This window comes from Streptomyces sp. NPDC001373 (assembly GCF_042895815.1).
GTDB lineage: Bacteria > Actinomycetota > Actinomycetes > Streptomycetales > Streptomycetaceae > Streptomyces.
In genome coordinates, this window is the sequence record NZ_JBIAWQ010000005.1 from 202123 (window position 1) to 226520 (window position 24398).

General features: G+C 73.2%; 23 protein-coding genes. 14 read left to right on the forward strand and 9 right to left on the reverse strand.

The features are described from left to right. The first annotated feature begins 1 nt into the window (after window position 1). Window positions 2-1033, forward strand: coding sequence for a non-homologous end-joining DNA ligase (gene ligD, locus ACFY15_RS14230; protein WP_390686753.1), 1032 nt, complete (start codon window positions 2-4; stop codon window positions 1031-1033). Window positions 1034-1085: 52 nt separating this feature from the next. Here ligD and ACFY15_RS14235 read toward each other — a convergent pair whose 3' ends face one another. After that, window positions 1086-2018 carry a GDSL-type esterase/lipase family protein gene (locus ACFY15_RS14235; RefSeq protein ID WP_390686754.1) on the reverse strand — a complete coding sequence of 311 codons (933 nt, stop codon included), beginning with the start codon at window positions 2016-2018 and terminating at the stop codon, window positions 1086-1088. 184 nt (window positions 2019-2202) lie between these two features. Here ACFY15_RS14235 and ACFY15_RS14240 point away from each other — a divergent pair, with 184 nt between their 5' ends. Beyond that, window positions 2203-2439 carry a WhiB family transcriptional regulator gene (locus tag ACFY15_RS14240; protein ID WP_390686755.1) on the forward strand — a complete coding sequence of 79 codons (237 nt, stop codon included), beginning with the start codon at window positions 2203-2205 and terminating at the stop codon, window positions 2437-2439. A gap of 108 nt (window positions 2440-2547) precedes the next feature. Here the strand turns inward: ACFY15_RS14240 and ACFY15_RS14245 are convergent, their stop codons facing one another. The 4 genes from ACFY15_RS14245 to ACFY15_RS14260 form a co-directional block, all read right to left on the reverse strand. Continuing rightward, window positions 2548-3519, reverse strand: coding sequence for an acyl-ACP desaturase (locus tag ACFY15_RS14245; protein WP_390686756.1), 972 nt, complete (start codon window positions 3517-3519; stop codon window positions 2548-2550). A 240-nt stretch (window positions 3520-3759) separates the two neighbouring features. Beyond that, window positions 3760-5406, reverse strand: coding sequence for an ABC-F family ATP-binding cassette domain-containing protein (locus ACFY15_RS14250; protein WP_390686757.1), 1647 nt, complete (start codon window positions 5404-5406; stop codon window positions 3760-3762). A 197-nt stretch (window positions 5407-5603) separates the two neighbouring features. Continuing rightward, complete coding sequence (locus tag ACFY15_RS14255; RefSeq protein ID WP_390686759.1) at window positions 5604-6020, reverse strand: SsgA family sporulation/cell division regulator; 417 nt, start codon at window positions 6018-6020, stop codon at window positions 5604-5606. Continuing rightward, on the reverse strand, window positions 6017-6478 hold the full coding sequence (locus tag ACFY15_RS14260) for a CDGSH iron-sulfur domain-containing protein (RefSeq protein WP_390686760.1): 462 nt from the start codon (window positions 6476-6478) through the stop codon (window positions 6017-6019). The genes ACFY15_RS14255 and ACFY15_RS14260 overlap by 4 nt, the downstream gene beginning before the upstream one ends. A gap of 24 nt (window positions 6479-6502) precedes the next feature. Between ACFY15_RS14260 and ACFY15_RS14265 the strand changes: the two genes are divergently transcribed. Then, window positions 6503-6700, forward strand: coding sequence for a hypothetical protein (locus tag ACFY15_RS14265; protein ID WP_390686761.1), 198 nt, complete (start codon window positions 6503-6505; stop codon window positions 6698-6700). Window positions 6701-6933: 233 nt separating this feature from the next. On the opposite strand, the gene ACFY15_RS14270 is transcribed toward ACFY15_RS14265, so the two are convergent. Further along, window positions 6934-7233, reverse strand: coding sequence for a YciI family protein (locus ACFY15_RS14270; RefSeq protein ID WP_390686762.1), 300 nt, complete (start codon window positions 7231-7233; stop codon window positions 6934-6936). Between the two features lie 25 nt (window positions 7234-7258). Here ACFY15_RS14270 and ACFY15_RS14275 point away from each other — a divergent pair, with 25 nt between their 5' ends. Both ACFY15_RS14275 and ACFY15_RS14280 read left to right on the forward strand, forming a co-directional pair. Continuing rightward, the gene (locus ACFY15_RS14275; protein WP_390686763.1) at window positions 7259-7945 is read left to right on the forward strand and encodes an endonuclease V; all 687 of its coding nucleotides are present in this window, start codon (window positions 7259-7261) and stop codon (window positions 7943-7945) included. Beyond that, window positions 7942-8685: a hypothetical protein gene (locus ACFY15_RS14280; RefSeq protein ID WP_390686764.1), complete on the forward strand. Its 744-nt coding sequence runs from the start codon at window positions 7942-7944 to the stop codon at window positions 8683-8685. Before ACFY15_RS14275 ends, ACFY15_RS14280 begins: the two co-directional genes overlap by 4 nt. Here the strand turns inward: ACFY15_RS14280 and ACFY15_RS14285 are convergent. Further along, window positions 8682-9893 carry a saccharopine dehydrogenase family protein gene (locus tag ACFY15_RS14285; RefSeq protein WP_390686765.1) on the reverse strand — a complete coding sequence of 404 codons (1212 nt, stop codon included), beginning with the start codon at window positions 9891-9893 and terminating at the stop codon, window positions 8682-8684. The genes ACFY15_RS14280 and ACFY15_RS14285 overlap by 4 nt on opposite strands. 96 nt (window positions 9894-9989) lie before the next feature. On the opposite strand from ACFY15_RS14285, the gene ACFY15_RS14290 reads away from it, so the two are divergent. The 8 genes from ACFY15_RS14290 (at window position 9990) to ACFY15_RS14325 (ending at window position 20236) form a co-directional block, all read left to right on the forward strand. Further along, on the forward strand, window positions 9990-10376 hold the full coding sequence (locus ACFY15_RS14290) for an MmcQ/YjbR family DNA-binding protein (RefSeq protein ID WP_390686766.1): 387 nt from the start codon (window positions 9990-9992) through the stop codon (window positions 10374-10376). 129 nt (window positions 10377-10505) lie between these two features. After that, window positions 10506-11642, forward strand: coding sequence for a CaiB/BaiF CoA transferase family protein (locus ACFY15_RS14295; protein WP_390686767.1), 1137 nt, complete (start codon window positions 10506-10508; stop codon window positions 11640-11642). Further along, window positions 11642-12667: an LLM class F420-dependent oxidoreductase gene (locus ACFY15_RS14300; protein WP_390825567.1), complete on the forward strand. Its 1026-nt coding sequence runs from the start codon at window positions 11642-11644 to the stop codon at window positions 12665-12667. The genes ACFY15_RS14295 and ACFY15_RS14300 overlap by 1 nt, the downstream gene beginning before the upstream one ends. Window positions 12668-12676: 9 nt before the next feature. Further along, entirely contained in the window at window positions 12677-13819 is a 1143-nt protein-coding gene (locus ACFY15_RS14305) for an acyl-CoA dehydrogenase family protein (protein WP_390686769.1), read from the forward strand. 60 nt (window positions 13820-13879) lie between these two features. After that, window positions 13880-15094 (forward strand): acetyl-CoA C-acetyltransferase, encoded by a 1215-nt coding sequence (locus tag ACFY15_RS14310; protein WP_390825568.1) that lies wholly within the window; start codon window positions 13880-13882, stop codon window positions 15092-15094. Between the two features lie 46 nt (window positions 15095-15140). Beyond that, complete coding sequence (locus ACFY15_RS14315) at window positions 15141-17315, forward strand: 3-hydroxyacyl-CoA dehydrogenase NAD-binding domain-containing protein (protein ID WP_390686771.1); 2175 nt, start codon at window positions 15141-15143, stop codon at window positions 17313-17315. Window positions 17316-17456: 141 nt separating this feature from the next. Then, on the forward strand, window positions 17457-17987 hold the full coding sequence (locus ACFY15_RS14320; RefSeq protein WP_390686772.1) for a hypothetical protein: 531 nt from the start codon (window positions 17457-17459) through the stop codon (window positions 17985-17987). Then, window positions 17984-20236: a M48 family metalloprotease gene (locus tag ACFY15_RS14325; RefSeq protein WP_390686773.1), complete on the forward strand. Its 2253-nt coding sequence runs from the start codon at window positions 17984-17986 to the stop codon at window positions 20234-20236. Before ACFY15_RS14320 ends, ACFY15_RS14325 begins: the two co-directional genes overlap by 4 nt. Here ACFY15_RS14325 and ACFY15_RS14330 read toward each other — a convergent pair. Next, window positions 20185-20913: a MerR family transcriptional regulator gene (locus ACFY15_RS14330; protein WP_390825569.1), complete on the reverse strand. Its 729-nt coding sequence runs from the start codon at window positions 20911-20913 to the stop codon at window positions 20185-20187. The two genes, ACFY15_RS14325 and ACFY15_RS14330, sit on opposite strands and share 52 nt — an antisense overlap. Before the next feature lie 85 nt (window positions 20914-20998). On the opposite strand from ACFY15_RS14330, the gene ACFY15_RS14335 reads away from it, so the two are divergent. Further along, complete coding sequence (locus tag ACFY15_RS14335) at window positions 20999-22825, forward strand: AMP-dependent synthetase/ligase (RefSeq protein WP_390686775.1); 1827 nt, start codon at window positions 20999-21001, stop codon at window positions 22823-22825. A gap of 481 nt (window positions 22826-23306) precedes the next feature. On the opposite strand, the gene sph is transcribed toward ACFY15_RS14335, so the two are convergent. Then, window positions 23307-24296: a sphingomyelin phosphodiesterase gene (gene sph, locus ACFY15_RS14340; protein ID WP_390686776.1), complete on the reverse strand. Its 990-nt coding sequence runs from the start codon at window positions 24294-24296 to the stop codon at window positions 23307-23309. Window positions 24297-24398 lie beyond the last annotated feature (102 nt).

Genomic DNA, 24398 nt, shown 5'->3' on the forward strand with positions numbered 1-24398 from the left:
CATGGGCACGGGCAAGGGTGGCGCGGTGGAGATCGACGCGGGCGGGCGGGCGGTACGCCTGTCCAGCCCGGACAAGGTGTACTTCCCGGAGCGCGGGCTCACGAAGCGGGACGTCGCCGAGTACTACCTGGCCGTCGCCGACGGGATCACCCGCGCCCTGCGCGACCGCCCCACCACCCTGGAGCGCTACCCGGACGGCGTGGAGGGGGAGTCCTTCTTCCAGAAGCGGGCCCCCAAGAACCTGCCCGACTGGATCCCGACCGCCCACATCACCTTCCCCAGCGGCCGCACGGCGGACGAGATCTGCCCCACCGAGGCGGCCGCCGTGCTGTGGGCCGCCAACCTGGGCTGTCTCACCTTCCACCCCTGGCCGGTGCGCTGCGGGGACACCGACCGGCCTGACGAGCTGCGCATCGACCTGGACCCGCAGCCGGGCACCGACTACCACCACGCGGTGGTGGCCGCGCACGAGCTGCGCGCCCTCCTGGACGAGGTGGGGCTGCGCGGCTGGCCCAAGACCTCGGGCGGGCGCGGGCTGCACGTGTTCGTGCCGATCGAGCCGCGCTGGACCTTCACGGATGTCCGCCGGTGCGCGATCGCCCTGGGCCGGGAGCTGGAGCGGCGGATGCCCGAGGAGGTCACGACGGCCTGGTGGAAGGAGGAGCGCGGCGAGCGGATCTTCGTCGACTACAACCAGACCGCCCGCGACCGGACCATCGCCTCGGCCTACTCCGTCCGCCCCCGCCCGCATGCCCCGGTTTCGGCGCCCCTGCGCTGGGAGGAGCTGGACGACGCGGAGCCGCGCGACTTCGACATCGTCACGATGCCGGCCCGCTTCGCCGAACTCGGCGACCTGCACGCCGAGATGGACGAGCACGCGTTCGGCCTGGAGGTCGTGCTGGAACTTGCGGCCCGCGACGAGCGCGACCACGGCCTGGGCGACATGCCGTACCCCCCGGACCACCCGAAGATGCCGGGCGAACCCAAACGCGTCCAGCCGAGCCGCGCAAGGCACCCGGACCCGGAGGCCTGAACGGCGTCGGGGTCCGACTGTGCCCGCATCCGTCCGGGGCTCCCGGCCGCGTCTAGTCGGCCGTGAGGTGGCGGTGGAGGGCCTCGTGGCCCTCCGGGGTGGGGTGGATGCCGTCCACGAGGAGGTCGGGGCGGTCGCGCAGGAGGTCCCACGGGTCGATGTGGTCGACGTGGTTCTCCGTGCACCAGCTGCGGAGGGACTCGCGCAGGTCCAGGGCCCGGGCCCGGGTGAAGCGCAGGCCGTCGTAGTCGGCCGTGCGGGACTCGTCCAGCCAGACGGGGCCGAGGACCACCAGGCGGGCGTTGTGGTCCCGGGCCGTGGCTGCCAGGGAGGCGAGGGCCGCCCCGAGGTGCGCCGGGCCGGCCGGGTCCGGATCCGGGGCGTCCGCCGGCACGGCGGAGTCGTTGATGCCGGCGGCGACCAGGAGGGTGTCCGGGCGGCGCGCGGCGAGGAGGCCGGGAGTCTGCTCGGCGACATCGGCCAGGGTGCTGCCCGGGACGGCCAGGTTGAAGACCCGGTGGGCCCTCTCGTCGGCGGCGATGTGGCGGGCCGCGAGCCGGGCCGCCCAGCCGCCCTGCGGGTCGCAGCGCCCGTAGGCGATGCTGTCGCCGACGATCACGATCCGCGCGGCCGAGCGCAGCGGGTTCGCGTCCAGGTACGCCCAGGCGCTCTCGCCGGAGGAGAGCAGCACACGCCGGCGGGCGTAGTCGTCCACCTCGTAGGCGTCGGCGGCGGCCAGCTCCTCGTCGGTGAGGCGCAGGACGGCGCCCTCGACGGTGGAGCCCAGCCGGCACTCCAGGGTCAGGTGGACGTCGAGGCCGCTGGCGGCGATCACGTCCGGATCGGTGATCTTCAGGGGCCGGGTCGTGTAGCCCACCAGCGAGGCCGGGGAGCTGGGCACGGCGCGGCCGAAGAGGGCCGTCTGGACACGCCCTTCCCGCAGGGTGCCGAAGGAGAACAGGGCGTGGGGTCGTGAATCGGTCACCGCGGGCGCCAGGCCTTTCGTCGAAAGGATGATCATTGCACCCTGGCGGCCGCCCGTCGGCACGGGAGGGCGGGCGTTGTCAGTGGGGCGTGCGATGCTCTGGCGGGAAGCTCCTGCGGGGGTTGCGGCCCGGTGTTGATCAGCTGTTGATCGGACGTCCATCGTCCGCGCCCAGGATCGCCGCATGTCGATGAACACCACCACCGCCCCCGCCTGGTACGACCTCGCGCTGTGCGCCCAGACGGGCCCGAGCTTCTTCTTCCCGGACCCGGGCTCCTCCGTCCAGGACGCGAAGCGGCTGTGCGGGGCGTGTGAGGGCAGGGCGGCGTGCCTGGAGTACGCCCTCACCAACGACGAGCGCTTCGGCGTCTGGGGCGGGCTCTCGGAGACGGAGCGGCAGGCCCTGCGCTCGCGTGCCTGACCGCGCGCCGGCGCCGGGCCGCCCGCCGCCCTCGCGGGACAGCAGGGAACCCCTGGCGGAACGGGGGATCCACCAGGGGTTCGGGAGTCCGGACGGGGCCGGAGGTCCTCAGCCTCGGCGGGCGGCCATGCGCGCGGCGCGCGCGGCCAGGCGCTCGTCGAACTTGCGGGCCTCGGTGTCCAGGCCGTTCATGAAGAGCCCGAGCTCCTCCTGGGCCTTCTGCCCCTCCGGGCCCAGCCCGTCGATGTCCATGATCTTGAGGAAGCGGATCACGGGGCTCAGCACGTCGTCGTGGTGGATCCGCAGGTTGTAGACCCCGCCGATCGCCATCTGCGCGGCCATCCGCTCGAAGCCGGGCATGCCGTGTCCGGGCATCCGGAAGTTGACGACGACGTCGCGCACGGCCTGCATCGTCAGGTCCGGGGCGATCTCGAAGGCCGCGGCCAGCAGGTTCCGGTAGAAGATCATGTGCAGGTTCTCGTCCTGCGCGATGCGGGCCAGCATCCGGTCGCACACGGGGTCACCGGACTGGTGGCCGGTGTTGCGGTGTGAGATGCGGGTCGCCAGTTCCTGGAAGGCCACGTACGCCACCGAGTGCAGCATCGAGTGGCTGTTGTCGGACTCGAACCCCTCCGACATGTGCTGCATCCGGAATGCTTCCAGCTTGTCCGGGTCCACCGCGCGCGAGGCGAGTAGGTAGTCGCGCATCACGATGCCGTGACGGCCCTCCTCGGCGGTCCAGCGGTGCACCCAGGTGCCCCAGGCGCCGTTGCGGCCGAAAAGGGTCGCGATCTCGTGGTGGTAGCTGGGGAGGTTGTCCTCGGTCAGCAGGTTGACGACCAGCGCGATCCTGCCGATGTCGGTGACCTTGGACTGCTGCGGGTCCCAGGCCTCGCCGTCCTCGAAGAAGCCCGGGAAGTTCCGGCCGTCGCTCCACGGGACGTACTCGTGGGGCATCCAGTCCTTGGTGACCTTCAGATGGCGGTTGAGCTCCTTCTCGACCACCTCTTCCAGCGCGTACAGCAGTTTGGCGTCGGTCCACGCCTCCGAGCTGCCGAGGTGGGGAGAGGTGATCGTCACGGGTGCTCCTGGGGACAAAGCGAATTACCTACGGTTCCGTAGCCTACGGTCTCGTAGGTTAAGCGCGGCATCAGGGCCAGCCAAGCCCCACCCGTCGGCCTGTCCGGCTACATCCGGTTATATGTGCAGTTGGACGGGGTCCCGAGGACCTCCACAAGGGTGAGAATCACGCCGGAAGGTGGCCGGCCCCTCCGGCCTTGACGGCGGGAGGGGCCGGGACGCGGGCCGCGGGGGCCCGGATCAGTCCTGCCAGAACGAGGCGCGGACCTCGTCGGCGGTGGTCGCCCGCAGCCCCTGCTCGCCGTCGAGCAGCAGCCAGCGCGTGATCCCGACCGACTCCAGGAACGGCACGTCGTGGCTCGCCACGACCAGCGCGCCCTCGTACGACTCCAGGGCCTCGCCGAGCTGGCGCACGCTCGCCAGGTCCAGGCTGTTCGTCGGCTCGTCCAGCATCAGCAGCTGCGGAGCCGGCTCCGCGAGCAGCAGTGCCGCGAGCGCCGCCCGGAACCGCTCGCCGCCCGAGAGGGTCCCGGCCGCCCGGTCCGCCTTGCCGCCCCGGAACAGGAAGCGCGCGAGTCGCGCCCGGATCGTGTTGTCGGAGGCGTGCGGGGCGAACCGCGCCACGTTCTCCACCACCGAGCGCGCGTCGTCCAGCACGTCCAGCCGCTGCGGCAGCAAGCGCGCCGGGACGTGCGTCACCGCCTCCCCCGACACGGGGGGCAGCTGCCCGGCGAGGGTCCGCAGCAGCGTCGTCTTGCCGGAGCCGTTCGCACCGACCAGCGCGATCCGCTCCGGACCGCGGACCTCCCACTCGCCCTCCACGCCCGCCCCGTGGGCCGGGCGCAGATCGGTCAGGGTCAGCACCCGCCGGCCGGGCGGAACCTGCGTGGCGGGCAGCTCGATGCGGATCGCGGCGTCGTCGCGCACCGCCTCCACCGCCTGGTCCAGCCGCTCGCGGGCGTCCGCCAGCTTCTCGGCGTGCATCGTGCGGTGCTTGCCCGCCGACTCCTGGGCGGCGCTCTTGCGGGCGTTCATCACGATCTTCGGCTCGCGCCTGGTGTCGTGCATCTTCTGGGCGTACCGCTTGCGGCGGGCCAATTTGAGGTGTGCGTCGGCCAGTTCGCGCTTCTGGCGCTGAACGTCGGCCTCCGCGACCCGGACCATCCGCTCGGCCGACTCCTGCTCGGCGGCGAGCATCCGCTCGTAGTCGCCGAAGTTCCCGCCGTACCAGCGGACTTCGCCGTCGCGGAGGTCGGCGATCTGGTCGACCCGCTCCAGCAGCTCCCGGTCGTGACTGACCAGCACCATCACGCCGGACCAGGTTTCGACGGCCGCGTAGAGGCGGCGCCGGGCCCGCAGGTCCAGGTTGTTGGTGGGCTCGTCCAGGAGCAGGACGTCCGGGCGGGCCAGCAGCAGGGCCGCCAGCCGCAGCAGGACGCACTCGCCGCCCGACAGCTCGCCGACGGTGCGGTCCAGGCCGATCCGGGCGAGTCCGAGCTGGTCGAGCACGGCCAGGGCCCGCTCCTCCACGTCCCAGTCGTCGCCGACGGCGGCGAAGTTGGCCTCGGTGGCCTCACCCGCCTCGATGGCGTGCAGGGCGGTGCGGGCGGTGCGGATGCCGAGGGCCTCGTCCACGCGGAGCGCTGTGTCGAGGGTGGCGTCCTGCGGGAGGTAGCCGAGGGTGCCGGCCACGGAGACCTGGCCGGCGGACGGGGTCAGGGCGCCCGCGACGAGCTTCAGCAGGGTGGACTTCCCGCAGCCGTTGAGCCCGATCAGGCCGGTGCGGCCGGGGCCGACGGTCCACTGGAACCCCTCGAGGACGGGGGTTCCGTCGGGCCAGTCGAACGAGAGGGCGGAGCAGGTGACGAAGGTAGGGGTATGACTCATGGAGGCCTCCAGGTTGCGTGAAATGGTGCGTGCAACGCGGGGAGACAGCCGACTGTCACAAGGAAGTGGTCGTGGTGGTCGGTGTCTCGGACCTCAGAAGAGCAATGTCCTACTCCGTTTCGGCGGGGGTGGGTCGCCGATGAAGCTACGGGCGGCCGGGGCCGCCCGCAACCGGATAAAGCCGTCCCCCCCCGGTCTCAGCAGGAGCCGCGCATCAGCTCGTCCAGGCTGTGGTCCATGTCCAGGTAGCGGTGCTCCAGACCCGGCGGGACGAGCTCGCGGGAGCGCTCCAGGAACCCGCGGACCTCGGCCGTGGTCATCAGCACGATCGCCACGCCCTCCGGCGCGTGGAACTCGATCGTCGTGCGGTCCCCGTCGTACGGGCGCACGCGGACGTCGCCGCAGCCTGCCGGGTGCTGGATCCCGGACATCAGCAGCTCGCGCGCGAAGGTCCACGAGACCTCGACGCCCTCCAGCGTGGCGAGGGCGGGGAAGGCCATGCGGACGGCGAAGGGATCCGAGCGGTCGTAGCAGAGGGTGACGGGGACGGTCTCCACCTTCGGGGCGGTGGCGACCAGCCGTGCCTGTACGGCCTGCTCGATGACAGTGATCAAGGCTCGCTCCCTTGCAGCGGATCTGCTGCCGGGCTGTGGGGTGGGACCCGGCAACCGGATAGACGCCGGAATCGGCAAATCCGTGCAGGGCGGATGACGTGAGCTGCGTCACCGATTGGCCGGATCTCATCCGTGTGATCGCACAGAGTGACCGGGCGGAGGGTGCGGGGAAGGGGGTTCCACTCCTTGCCGCAGGCTCCCGAGTGATCGCAAAAAGGCTGGTTACCGCTCACTCCACAGGCGCAAAGCACCACCCTGGACTCCCTGAGGACACCCCGTCCGAGGTGGTCACGCTCGGTTTCCCCTCGGAGGAACAGTTGGCCGAGAGGCGACCGTGACACGGTTGTGCGCAGTGTCCGGTACCACGGGTGCGGTGATCCCGTCGCCGGCGTACGCCCTGGGCTTCCGCGGGGCCCTCGCGCCCGCCGCGGCCGGTACCGCACCCTGGACGGCGACATGAGGGTGCGTTAGCTTCCCGCGCCATGAGACTTGTGGGACTTGGCATGTGCGCGGCAGCCCTGGTGGCGGAGGCGGTGGCCGCGCCGGCACAGGCGGACACCGGGGCGGCGGACCTCCTCGCCCCCGGACCGCGGGGCGTGGGCTGGGCCCTCAAGGACACCGGGCCGGCCGCGCGGCCCGCCTGGAACGCCGCCGCTGACCGCCGCCTGCCCCGCCGCTGACCGCCGCTGCGCGGGTCTCCCCGCCCTTTGTCCGTTGCTTCCCCGGTTTCCGTCGGGAGGTGCCCCCGAGGGCGCGCCCCTGACCCCGTACGCGCGCTCCGCGCGCCCGTGCGCTCGAACGCCGCGCGGGGCCGGAATTCCGCTGCGCGAGATCCAGCCCCCCAGGCGGCCGGGGGAGGAAGCGGTGGAAGGGCGGGTAGGGGACCGCTCCGCGCAGCCGAAGGCCGGCGCGGCTACGACGGGAGGGACTCCCGGACCGCGGCCAGGTCCGAGGAGGTCTTCGTGGCGATGAACTCCGTGATCCGGTACGCGCACACCCCCGCCACCGCGAACGGATCCCCGGCCGCGATCTTCTCGACCTCGGCCCGCGAGACCCCGTGGGCCAGGATGACCCCGCCCTCGCGCGGAACCTTGCGCCCCGAGGCCAGGAAGACGCCGGACGCGTAGTACCGGTCCAGCCAGGCGATGTGCGCGTCCATCTCCGCCTCGACGTCCTCTATGGGCGCGGTGTACATGAGCTCCATGACGAACATGATCGCCAGGCTACCCTCGCACTCCATGACACGTGTGAAGACCCCCGCCGACGAAGCCGAGGCCCGGGCGATACAGGACGAACTCCGCAAGCACGTCGTGCTGGACGAGCCCGGACCCGAGCCCGGCCGCGGCCTGGTCGCCGGGGTCGACGTGGCCTACGACGACGAGCGCGACATCGTGGCGGCCGCCGCCGTCGTCCTCGATGCCGCCACCCTCGACGTCGTCGCCGAGTCCACCGCCGTCGGCCACGTCAGCTTCCCCTACGTGCCCGGCCTGCTCGCCTTCCGCGAGCTGCCGACCGTCCTCGCCGCCCTGGACGCGCTCCCCGTCACCCCCGGCCTCGTCGTCTGCGACGGCTACGGCCTCGCCCACCCGCGCGGCTTCGGCCTCGCCTGCCACCTCGGGGTGGTGACGGGCCTGCCCAGCATCGGCGTCGCGAAGAACCCCTTCACCTTCACCCACGAGGAGCCGGGCGCCCGGCGCGGCGAGGCCTCCCCGCTGCTCGCGGCCGACGGGTCCGTCGTCGGCCGGGCGCTGCGCACCCAGCACGGGGTCAAGCCGGTGTACGTGTCCGTCGGCCACCGGGTCTCCCTGGACAACGCGTGCGCCCACACCCTCGCGCTGAGCCCCCGGTTCCGGATCCCCGAGACCACCCGGCACGCCGACTCCCTGTGTCGGCGCGCCCTGCGCGAGGCCGGTGACGCGAGATGACCCGCTCCGCCGTCCGGTGCGCCGCCGGGTTCGTGCTGCTGCTGTCGGTCGCCGGGTGCGGACGTGCGGCGGGGACGCACCCCTCGGCACCGGCGACGCGGCCGGCGCCACCGCCGGCGCCGCCGTCGGCCGCCGAGCTGCGGACGCACCTGCTGCCCGCGGTCCTGCCGGGCGGCTGGACCTCCCGTGCCGAACCCGCGCGCGAGCGTCCGAAGGGGGCCCCGGCCGCGTCGGCGACGCCCGCGTCCTGCCTGGAACTGCTGGACGGGCAGAGCGTCGTGGACGCGAGCACGACGGCGGCGTCCGCGTCCGCGACGGCCATGTTCGGCGGCGGGCACTCCGCCGGGAACGGGGTCATCCCCGGGATGGAGAAGCTCTACTCGTTCCCGGACGGCGGCGCGCACCGGGCCGTGGAGGGCGTCCGCGCCCTGGTGGACCGGTGCCGGAGCGTGGAGTTGCCGCACGGGGCGGGGGAGCCCGCCGAGACGGCCGCCTTCGCCGTCGCCGAGGGGCCCCGGCTCGGGGACGAGAGCCTCGTCGTCCGGGCGACCGTCATGACGGGAGGCGACGGCGCGGAGCACGCGGACGCGACCGTCGTCCGGGTGGGGAACGTGCTCGTCGTCCTCTCCAGCGTCCTCACGCTGACCCCGGACGAGGCCGGCGCCGTCGCCGGCTTCATGCCGAACGCCGTGGAGCAGGTCGGGTCGGACCGTCCCGAGCCCGTGGGCGGGGATTCCTAGGACTCCGCCGCCACGCGGAAGCGGATTCCCGCCTTCTGGAGGCGGGCCGACAGGGCGTCGCCCATCGCCACCGCCGGGGTGAGCTGGCCGGCGGCCTCGGGCAGGGTGTCGTACGCCAGGCACAGCGCGGACTCCGCCAGCATCTTCGCGGTCTCCCCGTAGCCCGGGTCGCCGCCCGAGACCTCCGTGAACACGCGGCGCCCGCCGCCCTCCCCGACGAAGCGGACGGTGAACCAGCTGCGGGCCCGCTGCTCCGCGTCCGGGCCGTTGCCCGGCTCCCAACGGGCCATCAACCACCGCCGGGCCGCCGGCACCTGGGCCAGCGCGGCCGCCGCACCCACGGCCGCCGTCCCGCCCAGGGCGACGGGCAGGTGCCGCACCGAGGCGTAGTGGCGGTAGCGGAAGTCCGGCCCGTAGCGCTCCAGCGCGGCCGCCGACCGGGTGACGACGCGGGGGTCCAGGGTGGGCAGCGGCAGCGCCCAGGTGCCGGTCTCCCTGCTGAACCGGGGCGCCCCCATGGGGCCCCGCACCCGGCGCCCGGGCAGCCGGGGCTGGTACAGCCTGCGCTCCCGCGCGGCGGACAGGGTCTGCGGACCCCGGCCCAGGGCGGTGAGGGCGGAGGCCACGGTGCCGCCCGAGGCGAGCGCGGAGGACCGGACGAACCCGTCCACCCGCAGCGGCTCGCCCGCCGGCAGCAGGCCCACCGTGAAGTACGCCCCGAGGTCGGCCGGGACGCAGTCGAACCCGCAGGCGTGGACCAGCCGCGCCCCCGTCTCGCGGGCCCGCGCGTCGTGCGCGACGTACATCCGGTCGACGAACTCCGGCTCGCCGGTGAGGTCCACGTAGTCGGTTCCGGCGTCGGCGCAGGCCGCCACCAGCTCCGCCCCGTACCAGACGTAGGGCCCGACGGTGGTGGCCAGCACCCGTGTGGCGGCGGCCAGTTCGCGCACGGCCGGCCCGTCGGTGGCGTCGGCGCGCAGCAGCGGCAGGCCGGCGCAGGCCGGGTTCAGGGCGGTCAGCCGCTCGCGCAGCCGCTCCAGTTTCCCGGGGTCGCGTCCGGCCAGGGCCCAGCGGCAGCCGGCCGGGGCGTTCAGGGCCAGGTACTCGGCGGTCAGCGCCCCGACGAACCCGGTCGCGCCGAAGAGCACGAGATCGAACTCCCGTTCCGGACCCGGCTGTGGGCGGCTGCGGTGGACGTGCGCGGTCATGAAACGTTCCTCCCGGCTGGTGTCGGTGGCTGAGGCTAGCGTGGAGATCGACTGCCCGTGCGGGCAGGTGTGACCTGCGGTAAGTGGGAGGGTTCGATGAAGGCTGCGGTGCGCAAGTGGGAGACGGTGCGCGCGTTCGCGCTGGGGCTGCCGGAGGCCGTCGAGGAGCATCCCTGGGGACCCGAGGACGGCGTGGTGAAGGTCAACAAGAAGATCTTCGTCTTCCTGGGGAACGCGGACGGTCCCGAACCGCCGGGCCTCTCGGTGAAACTCGAGGACGAGGCCCTGCACGGGCACGCGCTGGCTGCGCCCGGCGCGACGCCCACCGGATACGGCCTGGGCCGCGCGGGGTGGGTGTCGGTGCCGCTGGGGGAGAAGGGGGCGCCGTCGGCGGAGGTGCTGTGCGAGTGGGTGGAGGAGAGCTACCGGACGGTCGCGCTCAGACGGCACGTCAGGGAGCTCGACGCCCGGCACCCGGCGTGAAGGTGACGGGGCGGGGGAGATTGAGCCAATCGGCTAAGCGCTTGCTCTTGTGCTGAGTGGGGCGCGTTCCTAGCATCGCTGGTGTTACATCAGTTGTGTCACACACGCACCAGGGACGCTGGGGGCCCGATGACAGTGGCGAAGACAGGGACCGGCCCGCTCGCCGGGGTGCGCGTCGTGGAACTCGCGGGCATCGGGCCCGGTCCGTTCGCCGCCATGCTCCTCGCCGACCTCGGCGCGGACGTCGTCCGCGTGGACCGGCCGGGCGGCGGCGGGCTCGCCATCGATCCGGCGTACGACATCACCAACCGCAACAAGCGCTCCGTACTGGTCGACCTGAAGTCCGCCGACGGCCCCGCCCGGGTGCTGGAACTGGTCGAGCGGGCCGACGTGCTCATCGAGGGCTTCCGCCCCGGTGTCGCCGAGCGGCTCGGGGTCGGCCCGGCGGACTGCCTCGCCCGCAACCCGAAGCTGGTGTACGGGCGGATGACCGGCTGGGGCCAGGAGGGCCCGCTCGCCCACACCGCCGGGCACGACATCGCGTACATCGCCGTCACCGGCGCCCTCGGCATGATCGGTGACCCGGACGGGCCCCCGGCCGTCCCCGCCAACCTGGTCGGGGACTACGCGGGTGGCTCCCTCTACCTGGTCGTCGGCGTGCTCGCGGCCCTCCAGCACGCCCGCACCCCCGGCGGGAGCGGCCAGGTCGTGGACGCCGCGATCGTCGACGGCACCGCCCACCTCACCACCATGATCCACGGCATGGTCGCGGCCGGCGGCTGGCAGGACCGGCGCGGGGCCAACCTCCTCGACGGCGGCTGCCCCTTCTACGGCACCTACGAGACCTCCGACGGGAAGTACATGGCCGTCGGTGCGCTGGAGCAGCAGTTCTACGACACCTTCGTCCGCCTCCTCGGGATCACCGACGGGGCCCCCGCCCGCAGGGACCCGGCCCGCTGGGGCGAACTGCGCGAACGCGTCGCCGCGCGCTTCAGGGCCCGTACGCGCGCCGAGTGGACGGAGGTCTTCGAGGGCACCGACGCCTGCGTGGCCCCCGTGCTCTCCCTGGGCGAGGCCCCGCACCACCCGCACCTCGCCGCCCGCTCCACCTTCACCGAGTCCGGCGGGATCACCCAGCCCGCCCCCGCACCCCGCTTCTCCGCCACCCCGACCGGCGTCGTCAGGGGTCCGGCACAGCCCGGGGCGGACACCGCGTCCGTGGCCCGCGACTGGGACGTACCGGGCCTGACAGGGAAGGACGCCTGATGGAACTGTCCATGCTGCTCGACTACGCGGGCGACCCGCGCCGGGCCGCCGACGAGGCGGCGGCCCTGGAGCCGGCCGGCCTCGACGCCGTCTGGGTCGCCGAGGCCTGGGGCTTCGACTCCCCGACCATCATGGGTTATCTGGCGGCGCGGACCGAGCGGATGAAGATCGGCTCGGCCATCGTCAACGTCTACTCCCGCACCCCCGCCCTCATCGCCCAGACCGCCGCCGGACTCGACGCGGTCTCGGGCGGCCGGGCCCTGCTCGGCCTCGGCGCCTCCGGCCCGCAGGTGGTCGAGGGCTGGCACGGCAGGCCCTACGACCGGCCCCTCGGCCGCACCCGCGAGACCGTCGAGCTCTGCCGGCGCATCTGGCGCCGCGAGACCATCGACCACCACGGCATCACCGACATGCCGCTGCCGCCCGAGCGAGGCGGCCGCCACGGCAAGCCCCTGAAGATCCTCACCCGTCCGGTCCGCGACCGGATCCCCGTCTACATCGCCTCCCTCGGCCCCGCCAACGTCGCCCTGACCGCCGAGATCGCCGACGGCTGGCTGCCCACCCTCTTCCTCCCCGAGAAGGCGCACGCCGTCTGGGGGAGCGCCCTCGCCGAGGGCGCGGCGAAGCGGCCGGCTGAGCTCGGCCCGCTCCGGACCGTCGCCGGCGGCCTGCTGGCCATCGGGGAGGACGCGGCGAAGGCGCGGGACCTGGCGCGCCCGCAGATCGCCCTGTACGTCGGCGGCATGGGCGCCCCCGGACGCAACTTCTACAACGACCTCGCCGTGGCCTACGGCTACGAGCAGGAGGCCCGCACGATCCAGGAGCTCTACCTCTCCGGCCGCAAGCGCGATGCGGCCGCCGCCGTCCCGGACGAGTTCTGCGAGCTCATGACCCTCTGCGGACCCGAAGGGTACGTGCGCGAGCGTGTCGAGGCCTTCCGCGAGGCGGGCGTCACCATGCTCAACGTCACGCCCGTCGGCCCCGAGCCGGCCCGTCTGATCGAAACCGTCAAGAGCTGGCTCTAGGGGGCCCCGATGCAACGCCGCATCTACGACGCCGACCACGAGGCGTTCCGCGAGACCGTCCGCACCTTCCTCGCCAAGGAGGTGCTGCCGTACTACGAGCAGTGGGAGAAGGACGGCATCGTCAGCCGCGAGGCCTGGCGCGCCGCCGGCCGGCAGGGGCTGCTCGGCCTCGCCGTGCCCGAGGAGTACGGGGGCGGCGGCAACCCCGACTTCCGCTACGCGGCCGTCCTCGCCGAGGAGTTCACCCGGGCCGGCACCCCTGGCCTGGCGATCGGCCTGCACAACGACATCATCGGCCCCTACCTCACCTCGCTGGGCACCGAGGAGCAGAAGCGCCGCTGGCTGCCCGGATTCTGCTCGGGCGAGACCGTCACCGCGATCGCGATGACCGAGCCGGGCGCCGGCTCCGACCTCCAGGGCATCCGCACCAGCGCGGAGGACCGCGGCGACCACTGGCTGCTCAACGGCTCCAAGACCTTCATCTCCAACGGCATCCTCGCCGACCTGGTGATCGTCGTCGCGAAGACCACCCCCGAGGGCGGGGCGCACGGACTGTCGCTGCTGGTCGTCGAGCGCGGCGCGGAGGGCTTCGAACGCGGCCGCAACCTCGACAAGATCGGCCAGAAGTCCCAGGACACCGCCGAACTCTTCTTCAACGACGTACGCGTCCCCAAGGAGAACCTGCTCGGCGAGCTCAACGGCGCCTTCGTCCACCTGATGACCAACCTCGCGCAGGAGCGCATGGGCATCGCCATGGCCGCCATCGCCGCCGCCGAGCACCTGCTGGAGATCACCACAACGTACGTCAAGGAACGCGAGGCCTTCGGCCGCCCGCTCGCCAGGCTCCAGCACGTCCGCTTCGAGATCGCCGAGATGGCCACCGAGTGCGCGGTCACCCGCTCCTTCCTCGACCGCTGCATCACCGACCACGCGAACGGCGAACTGGACCACGTCCACGCCTCGATGGCCAAGTGGTGGGCCACCGAACTCCAGAAGCGGGTCGCCGACCGCTGCCTCCAGCTGCACGGGGGCTACGGCTACATGACCGAGTACCGCGTGGCGCGGGCCTTCACCGACGGCCGCATCCAGACCATCTACGGGGGCACGACCGAGATCATGAAGGAGATCATCGGCCGCTCCCTCCTCGGCTGACACCCGATCCCGCCGGCTCCTCTTCGACGCATCCCGGACCTCCCCCGAAAGGCAAGACCTGTGAGCACCGAAGCGTACGTGTACGACGCGATCCGCACCCCGCGCGGGCGCGGCAAGGCCAACGGCGCCCTGCACGGCACCAAGCCGATCGACCTGGTCGTCGGCCTCATCCACGCCCTGCGCGAGCGCAACTCCGGCCTCGACCCGGCCGCCATCGACGACATCGTCCTCGGCGTCGTCGGCCCGGTCGGCGACCAGGGCTCCGACATCGCCCGCATCGCGGCCATCGCCGCCGGGCTCCCCGACACCGTCGCGGGCGTCCAGGAGAACCGCTTCTGTGCCTCCGGCCTCGAAGCCGTCAACCTGGCCGCCGCCAAGGTCCGCTCCGGCTGGGAGGACCTGGTCCTGGCCGGCGGCGTCGAGTCCATGTCCCGCGTCCCGATGGCCTCCGACGGCGGCGCCTGGTTCGCCGACCCGATGACCAACTGGGACACCGGCTTCGTCCCCCAGGGCATCGGCGCCGACCTGATCGCCACCATCGAGGGGTTCACCCGCCGCGACGTCGACGAGTACGCCGCCCTCTCCCAGGAGCGGGCCGCGACCGCCATCAAGGAGGGCCGCTTCGCCGGATCCGTGATCCCCGTCACCGACCGCAACGGCCTGGTCGTCCTCGACCGCGAGGAGTTCGTCCGCCCCGGCACCACCGCCGACACCCTCGCCAAGCTGAAGCCGTCCTTCGCCGACATCGGCGACCTCGGCGGCTTCGACGCCGTCGCCCTGCAGAAGTACCACTGGATCGAGAAGATCGACCACGTCCACCACGCCGGCAACTCCTCCGGCATCGTCGACGGCGCCTCCCTCGTCGCCATCGGCACCCGCGAGGCCGGAGAGCGGGGCGGCCTGCGCCCCCGCGCCCGCATCGTCTCGGCGGCCGTCTCCGGCTCCGAGCCCACCATCATGCTCACCGGCCCCGCCCCCGCCACCCGCAAGGCCCTCGCCAAGGCCGGGCTGACCATCGACGACATCGACCTCATCGAGATGAACGAGGCCTTCGCCGGCGTCGTCCTGCGCTTCGTCAAGGACATGGGCGTCTCCCTCGACAAGGTCAACGTCAACGGCGGCGCCATCGCCCTCGGCCACCCGCTCGGCGCCACCGGCGCCATGCTGCTGGGCACCGTCGTCGACGAACTGGAACGCCAGGACAAGCGCTACGGCCTCGTCACCCTCTGCGTCGGCGGCGGCATGGGCGTCGCCACCATCGTCGAGCGCGTCTGATCCGTCCCGCCCCCCTGATCCCACCCCTGACACGGAAGTAGCGAACATGAGCGAGTCCACCACGATCCGCTGGGAACAGGACGAGACCGGCGTCGTCACCCTGGTCCTCGACGACCCCAACCAGTCCGCCAACACGATGAACCAGGCCTTCAAGGACTCCATCGCGGCGATCGCCGACCGCGCCGAGGCCGAGAAGGACTCCATCCGCGGCATCATCTACACCTCTGCCAAGAAGACCTTCTTCGCCGGCGGAGACCTCAAGGACATGATCGGACTGCGCCCCGAGCACGCGCAGCTCGCCTTCGACACCGGCACCGAGATCAAGCGCTCGCTGCGCCGCATCGAGACCCTCGGCAAGCCCGTCGTCGCCGCGATCAACGGCGCCGCCCTCGGCGGCGGTTACGAGATCTGCCTCGCCTCCCACCACCGCGTCGCCCTCGACGCCCCCGGCTCCAAGATCGGCCTGCCCGAGGTCACCCTCGGCCTGCTTCCCGCCGGCGGCGGCGTCACCCGCACCGTCCGCCTGATGGGCATCGCCGACGCCCTCCTGAAGGTCCTCCTCCAGGGCACCCAGTACAACCCGCAGCGCGCCCTCGACAACGGCCTCGTCCACGAACTGGCCGCCACACCCGAGGAGATGCTGGCCAAGGCCCGCGCCTTCATCGACGCCAACCCCGAGTCGAAGCAGCCCTGGGACGTCCCCGGCTACAAGATCCCCGGCGGCACGCCGTCCAACCCGCGCTTCGCCGCCAACCTGCCGGCCTTCCCCGCCAACCTCAAGAAGCAGCTGAACGGAGCCCCGTACCCGGCCCCGCGCAACATCCTGGCCTGCGCCGTCGAAGGCTCCCAGGTGGACTTCGAGACCGCGCTGACCATCGAGGCCCGCTACTTCACCGAGCTGGTCACCGGCCAGACCGCGAAGAACATGATCCAGGCCTTCTTCTTCGACCTCCAGGCCGTCAACGCCGGCCGCAGCCGCCCCCAGGGCATCCCGCCGCGCGAGGTCCGCAGGGTCGCCGTCCTCGGCGCCGGCATGATGGGCGCGGGCATCGCCTACTCCTGCGCCCGCGCGGGCATCGAGGTGGTCCTCAAGGACATCACCCCCGAGGCCGCCGCCAAGGGCAAGGCGTACTCCGAGAAGCTGCTCGACAAGGCGCTCGCCAAGGGCCGCACCACCGAGGCCAAGCGGGCCGAGCTGCTCGCCCGGATCACCCCGACCGCCGAAGCCGCCGACCTGGCGGGCTGCGACGCCGTCATCGAGGCCGTCTTCGAGGACACCGCCCTCAAGCACAAGGTGTTCCAGGAGATCCAGGACGTCGTCGCCCCCGACGCCCTGCTCTGCTCCAACACCTCCACCCTCCCCATCACCGGCCTCGCCGAAGGGGTCGCGCGCCCCGCCGACTTCATCGGCCTGCACTTCTTCTCGCCCGTCGACAGGATGCCGCTGGTCGAGATCATCAAGGGCGGGCGCACCGGCGACGAGGCCGTCGCCCGTGCCTTCGACCTGGTCCGCCAGATCGCCAAGACCCCCATCGTGGTCAACGACTCGCGCGGCTTCTTCACCTCGCGCGTCATCGGCCAGTTCATCAACGAGGGCGTCGCGATGGTCGGTGAGGGCATCGAGCCCGCCTCCGTCGAACAGGCCGCCGCCCAGGCCGGCTACCCGGCCAAGGTGCTCTCCCTGATGGACGAGCTCACCCTCACCCTCCCGCGCAAGATCCGCAACGAGACCCGCAAGGCCTTCGAGGCCGAGGGCCGCGAGTGGACCGAGCACCCCGCCGACCGCGTCATCGACCGCATGGTCGACGACTTCGGCCGCCCCGGCCGCAGCGGGGGCGCCGGCTTCTACGAGTACGACGAGACCGGCAGGCGCACCCGCATCTGGCCCGGCCTGCGCGAGCACTTCGCCAAGCCGGACGCCGCCCAGGTCCCCTTCGAGGACATGAAGGAGAGGATGCTCTTCGCCGAGGCCGTGGACACCGTCCGCTGCCTGGACGAGGGCGTGCTCACCTCCGTCGCCGACGCCAACATCGGCTCCATCATGGGCATCGGATTCCCCGCCTGGACCGGTGGAGTGATCCAGTACATCAACGGCTACGAGGGCGGCCTGCCCGGCTTCGTAGCCCGTGCCCGCGAGCTCGCCGCCACCTACGGCGAGCGCTTCACCCCGCCGGCCTCCCTGGTGGCGAAGGCCGAGCGCGGCGAGACGTACTCCGACTGACGGTGCGTCAAGACAGGGGAGGGCGGGTTCCGGACCCCGGTGCGCGAACCCTCCCTCTCCCGCCGGTCTCCGGCGTACCCTGCCCCCACGGGGCTGGACGGCCGGACGGGGGCGATCGGCATGGGGGCGTACGACCGGGACGTGGCGACACGGCTGGCGCGGCGAGCGGTGGAGCGGGCGGCCCCGCACGAGCTGCCGCAGTTCGAGATGACGGCGCTGGCCTTCCACGACGCTCCCGGGCACCGGCGGCTCGGCGGCGGCGCCCGACGCGGTGAAGCGCTGGGCCTGGGGCTGGAGACGGCCGCCGCTCTGCTCGGCACGGTCGCGCTGACCGCGGCCGTGCAGGTGCTCGACCGCCTCTCCCAACAGGCCGCCGACCAGGTGGCCGACACCGCCCGGCAGGGCCTGCGGGGCTGGTTCCGGCGCCGCCGCCGCGAGCCCGGGGCCCAGCCGTCGCCCGTCCTGCCCTCCCGCGAGCCGCTGTCCGCGCACCAGCTCGCCGAGCTGCGCCACGTCGCTTACGACACGGCCCTGCGCCTGCGGGTACCGGAACCGGCCGCCCAGGCGATCGCGGACGGCATCGTCGCCGAGCTGGCCACCCTCACGGCGGTGCCGGCCGAGGGCCCCGGCCCCGCGGAGGGCGCCCCGGGCCCGGCGGACGCCGCGGGGTGACCGCGCGCCCGTTACCCGTCCCCCCGGCGCGCGGGGCGTCCGCCGGGCCGTTCGCCCTGCCGTCGGGGACGACCGTCCGCTTCGTCCTGCTCATCGCGTCCGTGGCGGCCGTGACGGCGTTGGCGGTGAACGCGACGGCGACCGTCGTCCTGAACGCCTTGAACCTCGAAGAGTTGCAGGCGTACCTGGACTGCGTCGGGCGTGCCGGCGCCGAGGCCGCCCGCCGGCGCGCCGAGGACCCGGCCGTGTTCGTCCCCGACTTCGAGTCCGGCTGCACCGATCCGCGGGGCACGGCCGGACGCCTGCTCCCGCTCGCCGCCACCGGCTGCCTGGTGCTGGCACTCGCCGGGGTCTACCTGGCGCTGCCCCGCTGGCGGTCCGTCCGGCGCGGCTACCGGCCGCTCACCGGCATGCCGGAGCTGTCCGCGTACCTCACGGCGCTCCTGCGCGAGACGGGAGTGCGGGCCCGGGTGGCCTTCCTGACGGAGCCCCTGGACCCGACGGTGGCCGCGCTGGCCTTCGGCCGGGCGGGCCGGCGGCAGGTGCTGCTCAGCGGCGGACTGCTCGCCCTGTACGGCAGGGACCGGCCGGCGTTCCGGGCGGTCGTGCTCCACGAGCTCGCCCACATCCGCAACCGCGACCTGGACATCGGATTCCTCACCCTGATCGTGTGGCGGGCCTGCGGGCCGCCGATGCTGGGTGCCGTCGCGCTCGCGCTCTTCCTGGCGCCGACGGTGGCGGACACGGTCCAGTTGGCAGCGCTCGCACTCTTCGCCTGCCAGATGGGGCTCCTGGGCGTCCTGGTGACCCTGCTGACCCGTGCCGTGCTGCGGAGCCGCGAGCTGTACGCGGACGCGCGCGTGTGCGAATGGGAGGGGTCCAGCGACTCCCTGCGGCGGCTCTTCGAGGTGTACGGGCCCCGCGTCGCTCCGGATGCCCCCGGCCCCGCCGCCACCGCCACCGCCGGCCGGCTGGCGCTTCTGCGGCGGGTCCATCCCGTGCCGGCCCAGCGCCTGGCGGCTCTGGCGGCCGGCCGGCCGCCCTCACTCACGGGGTTCTGGGACATGGCGGCGGTCGGCGCCGCGGTCGCCTTCCTCCACGACATCATCGCTCTCGGTCCGGCGGGCGGGGTCTCCCGGTCCGGCCCGCTGCCCGATGCGGTCGCCGCGCTGCTCGCCGCCCTGCTGCTGACCGGCGCGGCCGGCACAGTGGTGTGGCGGACCGTCACGGACGGCGCCGTGCCACGGCTGCGGGCCGCGGGGCTCGGCCTCGGCCTCGGACTGTGCGTGTCGGACCTGCTCGGGGCGCACCGCGTGTGGGTCTCCCTCATCCCCGGCGTGAAGGGGCTGTCGTACGCCCTGCCGTACACGGCCCTGATGTGCCTGGCCGGGTGGTCGCTGCTGCGCTGGCTGGCGGCCCTGGCCGAGGCCTGGCAACCCGTACTGGAGCGGGCGCGCCGGCCCCGCCTCGTCCTGGCCGCCGTCCTCACGGCTTCGGTCGCCGGCCTGTTCGGCATGCTCGACTTCCTGTTGCGGCTGCCTGCCCTGATGATCTACGCCGCATCGTTCGTCGCTCCCGCCGTACCCGGCGCCGTGCTGTTCGTCGGGGGAACCGCGGTGCTCCTGTCGGGCCGCCTCTCCACTGTTCTGTTCCCCCTGGAGCTGACGGGGGCCCTGCTGCCGGTCCTCGGGTACGCCCTGGCCCGCCGCCCGCGCGGCGCACCGCCAGCGACCGGCTTCGGCCCGCCCGTGCCCACGGCGGGACGTGCCGTCCGGTTGGGGGTGCCCGCCGGCCTAGGGGCGGGGGTGCTGTGCCTGGTGCTGCTGTTTGCGTTGGAGCAGTGGTGGCTTGTGTTCCCACCGTGCGGGCTCGCCCAGCTGTGGGCCGCGGCGCGGGCCACCCGGGACCACGCCCCGCTGCGGCTGGCGCGGGGCATGGTGGCGGTGCTGGGCTGCGGGACGCTGGCCCTGCTCACGCTGATCGCGCTGCCGGGGGCGGTGATGTCCTGTCTGCCCGCGGGGACGGCGTGCGACCTCCTCCCCGACACCGGGCAGCTGCGCTTCGTCATGCTCGGTGTGGCCCTGACCTCGGGCCCCGCGTGGCTGCTGTTCGCGGCCGCTGTCGGGGTGGCCGGAGCGGTGCACCGCCGGCAGGCCGGGGCCCCGCAGCCGCGGGTGGGCCGCGCGCCGGCACCGACTCACTCCTCGGCGGCGAAGGCCGCCCGCAGCTCCTCCCGCAGGGACCGTTGAAACGCCGTCACCAGAGCCTGCACCACCATCGGCTGCATGTGGGCGGAGAGCGCCTTCATCGACTCGACCCGCTCGGGATCGCTCTCGTCCTCGGTGAACGGGCCCCATACCTCGTCCCGGAACAGGTGGGTCAGCTCGTGCGCCGTGGCCCGGGCGTGCTCCAGCACGACCGAGCGCGCCGAGAGGATCGTCTCGTGGGAGATCGGCACGTCGAGCAGGGCCACCCCCAGGCGCATCAGGGACAGATCCACCCGGAACCCCTCACCGCGGCACGCGATCACGTTCATCGCGGCCAGCCGGCGCAGATCGCCGTCCGACAGGCTCCGCCCGGCCCGCTTCTCCAACTCCGCCCGCGAGACCTCCCGCGCCGCGTCCGGCGCCCAGGCCGCCACCAGCGCCCGGTGGATCGCCAGGTCGTGCGCGCTCAGGTCGTCGGGGAGCGCGTCCAGGTAGCGCTGGATCGCCGACAGGGTCATCCCCTGGTGCTGGAGCTCCTCGATCAGCGCCAGCCGCGACAGGTGCTCCGGGCCGTAGTGCCCCACCCGACGGGGTCCGATCACGGGTGGGGGCAAAAGCCCGCGCGTGCTGTAGAACCGTACGGTGCGGACGGTGACACCGGCCTTCGACGCCAGCTCGTCGACGGTGAGCATCGGCTCGGTCGCCCGGTGGTCGGCCATCGTCTGCGCCTCGCTCTCTGCTGCACGGCTCGGGTTCAACAGTATTGCTGTCGCACCAACGATGTGAAACGGCCAGGAGCTGCCCATGACCACGAACCTGCGACTGCCCGGACGTCCCGAAGACCTCACCCTCCCGTCCCTGCTCGCCCGCAACGCCGCCGAACACCCGGACCTGCCCGCCCTCTCCTGGCGCACCGGGGACGGCTGGCAGACCCTCACCTGGAGCGAGGCCCGCCGCCGCGTCGCCGTCCTTGCCGCCGGATACACCGCCCTGGGCGTCGCCCGCGGCGAGCACGTCCTGCTGATGATGGGCAACCGGCCCGAGCACTGGCTCAGCGACCTCGCCCTCGTCCACCTCGGCGCCGTCCCCGTCACCGTCTACGGGACCTCCGCGCCGGAGCAGATCGCCCACATCGCCCGCCACAGCCGGGCCCGGCTCGCCGTCGTCGAGGGCGCCCGCGAACTCGCCCGGTGGGCACCGCTGCTGGAGGACCCCGCCACCCCGCTGGAACGCCTCGTCGTCGCCGAGGCCGCCGAGGCCGGCCCCCACACCACCTACGCCTCCCTCTGCGCGAGCGGGGCCCGCCTCCACCGCGCCGACGCCTTCGAGAAGGCCTGGCAGGAGGCCCGCCCCGAGGACCCCCTGACGGTCGTCTACACCTCCGGCACCACCGGTGACCCCAAGGGCGTACGGCTCAGCCACCGCAACATCCTGCTCCAGTCCGTGCGCCTCGACCGGCACGTGGACCTCCCCGAGCACGCCGACCACGTCTGCTACCTGCCCTTCGCCCACATCGCCGAACGGCTCCTCGGCATCTACCTGCCGCTGCTGCGCGCCGCGCACGTCCGGCTCGTCGCCGACCCCGCCGCGGTGGCCGCCGCGGTCCGCGAGCTGCGGCCCGTGCAGTTCTTCGGCGTGCCCCGGGTCTGGGAGAAGCTCGCCGCGGGCGTACGGGCGGTGCTCGCGGGCCTCCCGGAGGAGCAGCGGCGCGCCATCGAGGAGGCCGGGGACGTGGCTCGCGCCCGGGCGGGCCACCGGGAGCGCGGCGAGGAGGTCCCGGCCGCGCTGGAGGCCGCGTACGCGGAGGCGAAGGAGCGGGTGCTGGACCCGCTGCTGCGGCTGGCGGGGCTGGACCGGCTCCTGTGGACGGCCAGCGCGACCGCGCCGATGCCGATCGACGTGGTCCGCTTCTGGGCGGGCTGGGGGATCACCATCATGGACGCCTGGGGCCTGACCGAGACCTCCGGCGTGTGCACCGTCAACAGCAACAGCCCCGGAGGCTTCCGGCTGGGCTCGGTGGGCCGGCCCATCGAGGGGCTGGAGCTCAGGCTCGCCGAGGACGGGGAGGTCCTCGCACGCGGAGCGACCGTCTTCGACGGCTACCTGCGGCCCGACGGGACGGTGGAGGGCGCCGCCGACGCCGAGGGCTGGTTCCCCACGGGGGACATCGGCCGGATCGACGAGGACGGCTTCCTGTGGCTCACCGACCGCAAGAAGGAGCTGATCATCACCTCGAACGGCAAGAACGTGGCCCCGGCCCTGGTGGAGAACACCGTCAAGGAGCACCCGCTGATCGGCCAGGCCCTGGTCCACGGCGATGGCCGCTCCTACCTCGTCGCCCTGCTGGTACTGGACCCCGAGCTGGCCCCGGCCTGGGCCGCCGCCCGTGGTATCGAGGCGACCACCCTGGCCGACCTGGCCACCCACCCGGCGATCCTGGAGGAGACCGCCCGCGCGGTGGAGACCGCCAATGCCCGCCTCAACCGCACGGAACAGATCAAGCGCTACCGCCTCCTGGCCGAGGAGTGGGGCCCGGAGACGGGCGAACTCACCCCGACGCTGAAACTCCGGCGCCGGGTGGTCCGGGAGCGGTACGGAGCCCTGATCGAGGGGCTGTACGAGGGGGACTGACCGCCGGCGGGGACTCGACGGTCGGCCGGGACCCGGGAGGGCGGGGTCTCGGCCGGGCGGTGTGGGGAGGCCTCGGGGTTTCCCGTCAGTCTCCTCGTCCTTCCGCGTCGGGCCGCCCTGTCAACGGCGCTCCTCCGTCGCGTCGCTTCGCGATGTCGCTGCGCTCCACCCTTGACAGGGCGTCCCGCCACGAAGAGCCGAAGACTGCCGGGAAACCCCCGAACGAACGGGACGGACCGGAGAGAGGCACGCGGCGGGACCAGCACCGAGCCGGGCAGACCGGGGGCCGGCGGACTGGGCATCCGGGCCGCATCCGGCGTGACCGGTGCCGGGCCGCCGCACGCGTCAGCTCGCTACGCGCTGCCTGGCGGGAAACCCCCAACACCTCCCTGAGACCGCCCGGCCCAGGTCCCGTCGACCCCCGGTCCCGCCGGGCCGGCCCCGCTGCGCCCATCGAGGGGAGGAGCGGGGCAGGCCGCGATCAGCGGCCCACGACCGGGTAGTGGTCCGAGAGGTTGGAGTACGTGTACGACGTGCCCCAGCTGGAGACCGTCCAGGGGGCCGACTGCTCCTTGACCACGTTGTTCTCCCAGCCCGACGGGCGGGCGTTGCCCTTGCGGTAGAGGACGTAGTCCAGGTCCTCGCGGGGGTCCGTCGGGTAGCGGTAGTTGGCGATCGAGTTGAGCGCCGTGTCGAAGGAGTACGGGTGGCCCGTGCGGGTGTCGGCGCCGGCCAGGTCGAGGTCCGCGAGCATCGAGGAGTACTCCGCGCTGCGGGAGTCGACGTTCATGTCGCCCGCCACGATGACCTGTTCGTTCGCCGGGATGTTCCTGGCGTCCAGGAACGCGTCTATCGCCTTGAACTGGCGGCTGCGCATCTGCGCCGCCTCGCCCGCGCCGCAGCCCGGGTCGGTGGACTGGGCGTGCGTGCCGACCACGTGCACCCTGGTGCCGTTGACGTCCAGCACCACGTACGCGAAGCCCTTGTTGGACCACCAGTCGGCGCCGCAGGCGTCCTTGTACACCACCTGCTCCTTGCGCACGATCGGCCACTTGCTGAGGACCGTGACTCCGCCGTCCTCCGGGGTGGTGGAGGAGTACGAGCCGCCCGTGGCGTCCCAGCCGCTCTTGCTGCGGCCCACGACCGGGGTCTGGTACGGGTACTGGGCGGCGGCGTTCGCCTTCAGCGCGTCCGAGGCTCCGTTGTCGAAGGCCTCCTGGAGGACCACCACGTCGTGGCCCTGGAAGAAGGAGGCCTTGGGGATCTCTGCGGCCCGGTGGTCCTGGCCCCAGTTCGGGTAGAGGTTCTTGCTCATCAGGAACGTGTTGTACGTCAGGACGCTCATCCGGGGCGCGGCAGCGGTCTCGGCGGCCGTGGCGGCGGGCGCGGAGGCGAGGGCGAGGGCCGCGGCGGCGGCGGTCGCGGCGACGGCCGTGGCGGCGGCGCGGCTGCGGGGCGGGATCTGCGGCATGGAGGTCTCCATCGGTCCTGTGGAATCCTGCGGGGGAAGATCGACGCCGTCATCCAAGCAGCCGCGGTTACTTCGGGGTAACACCCGTGACAAGACTTTCTG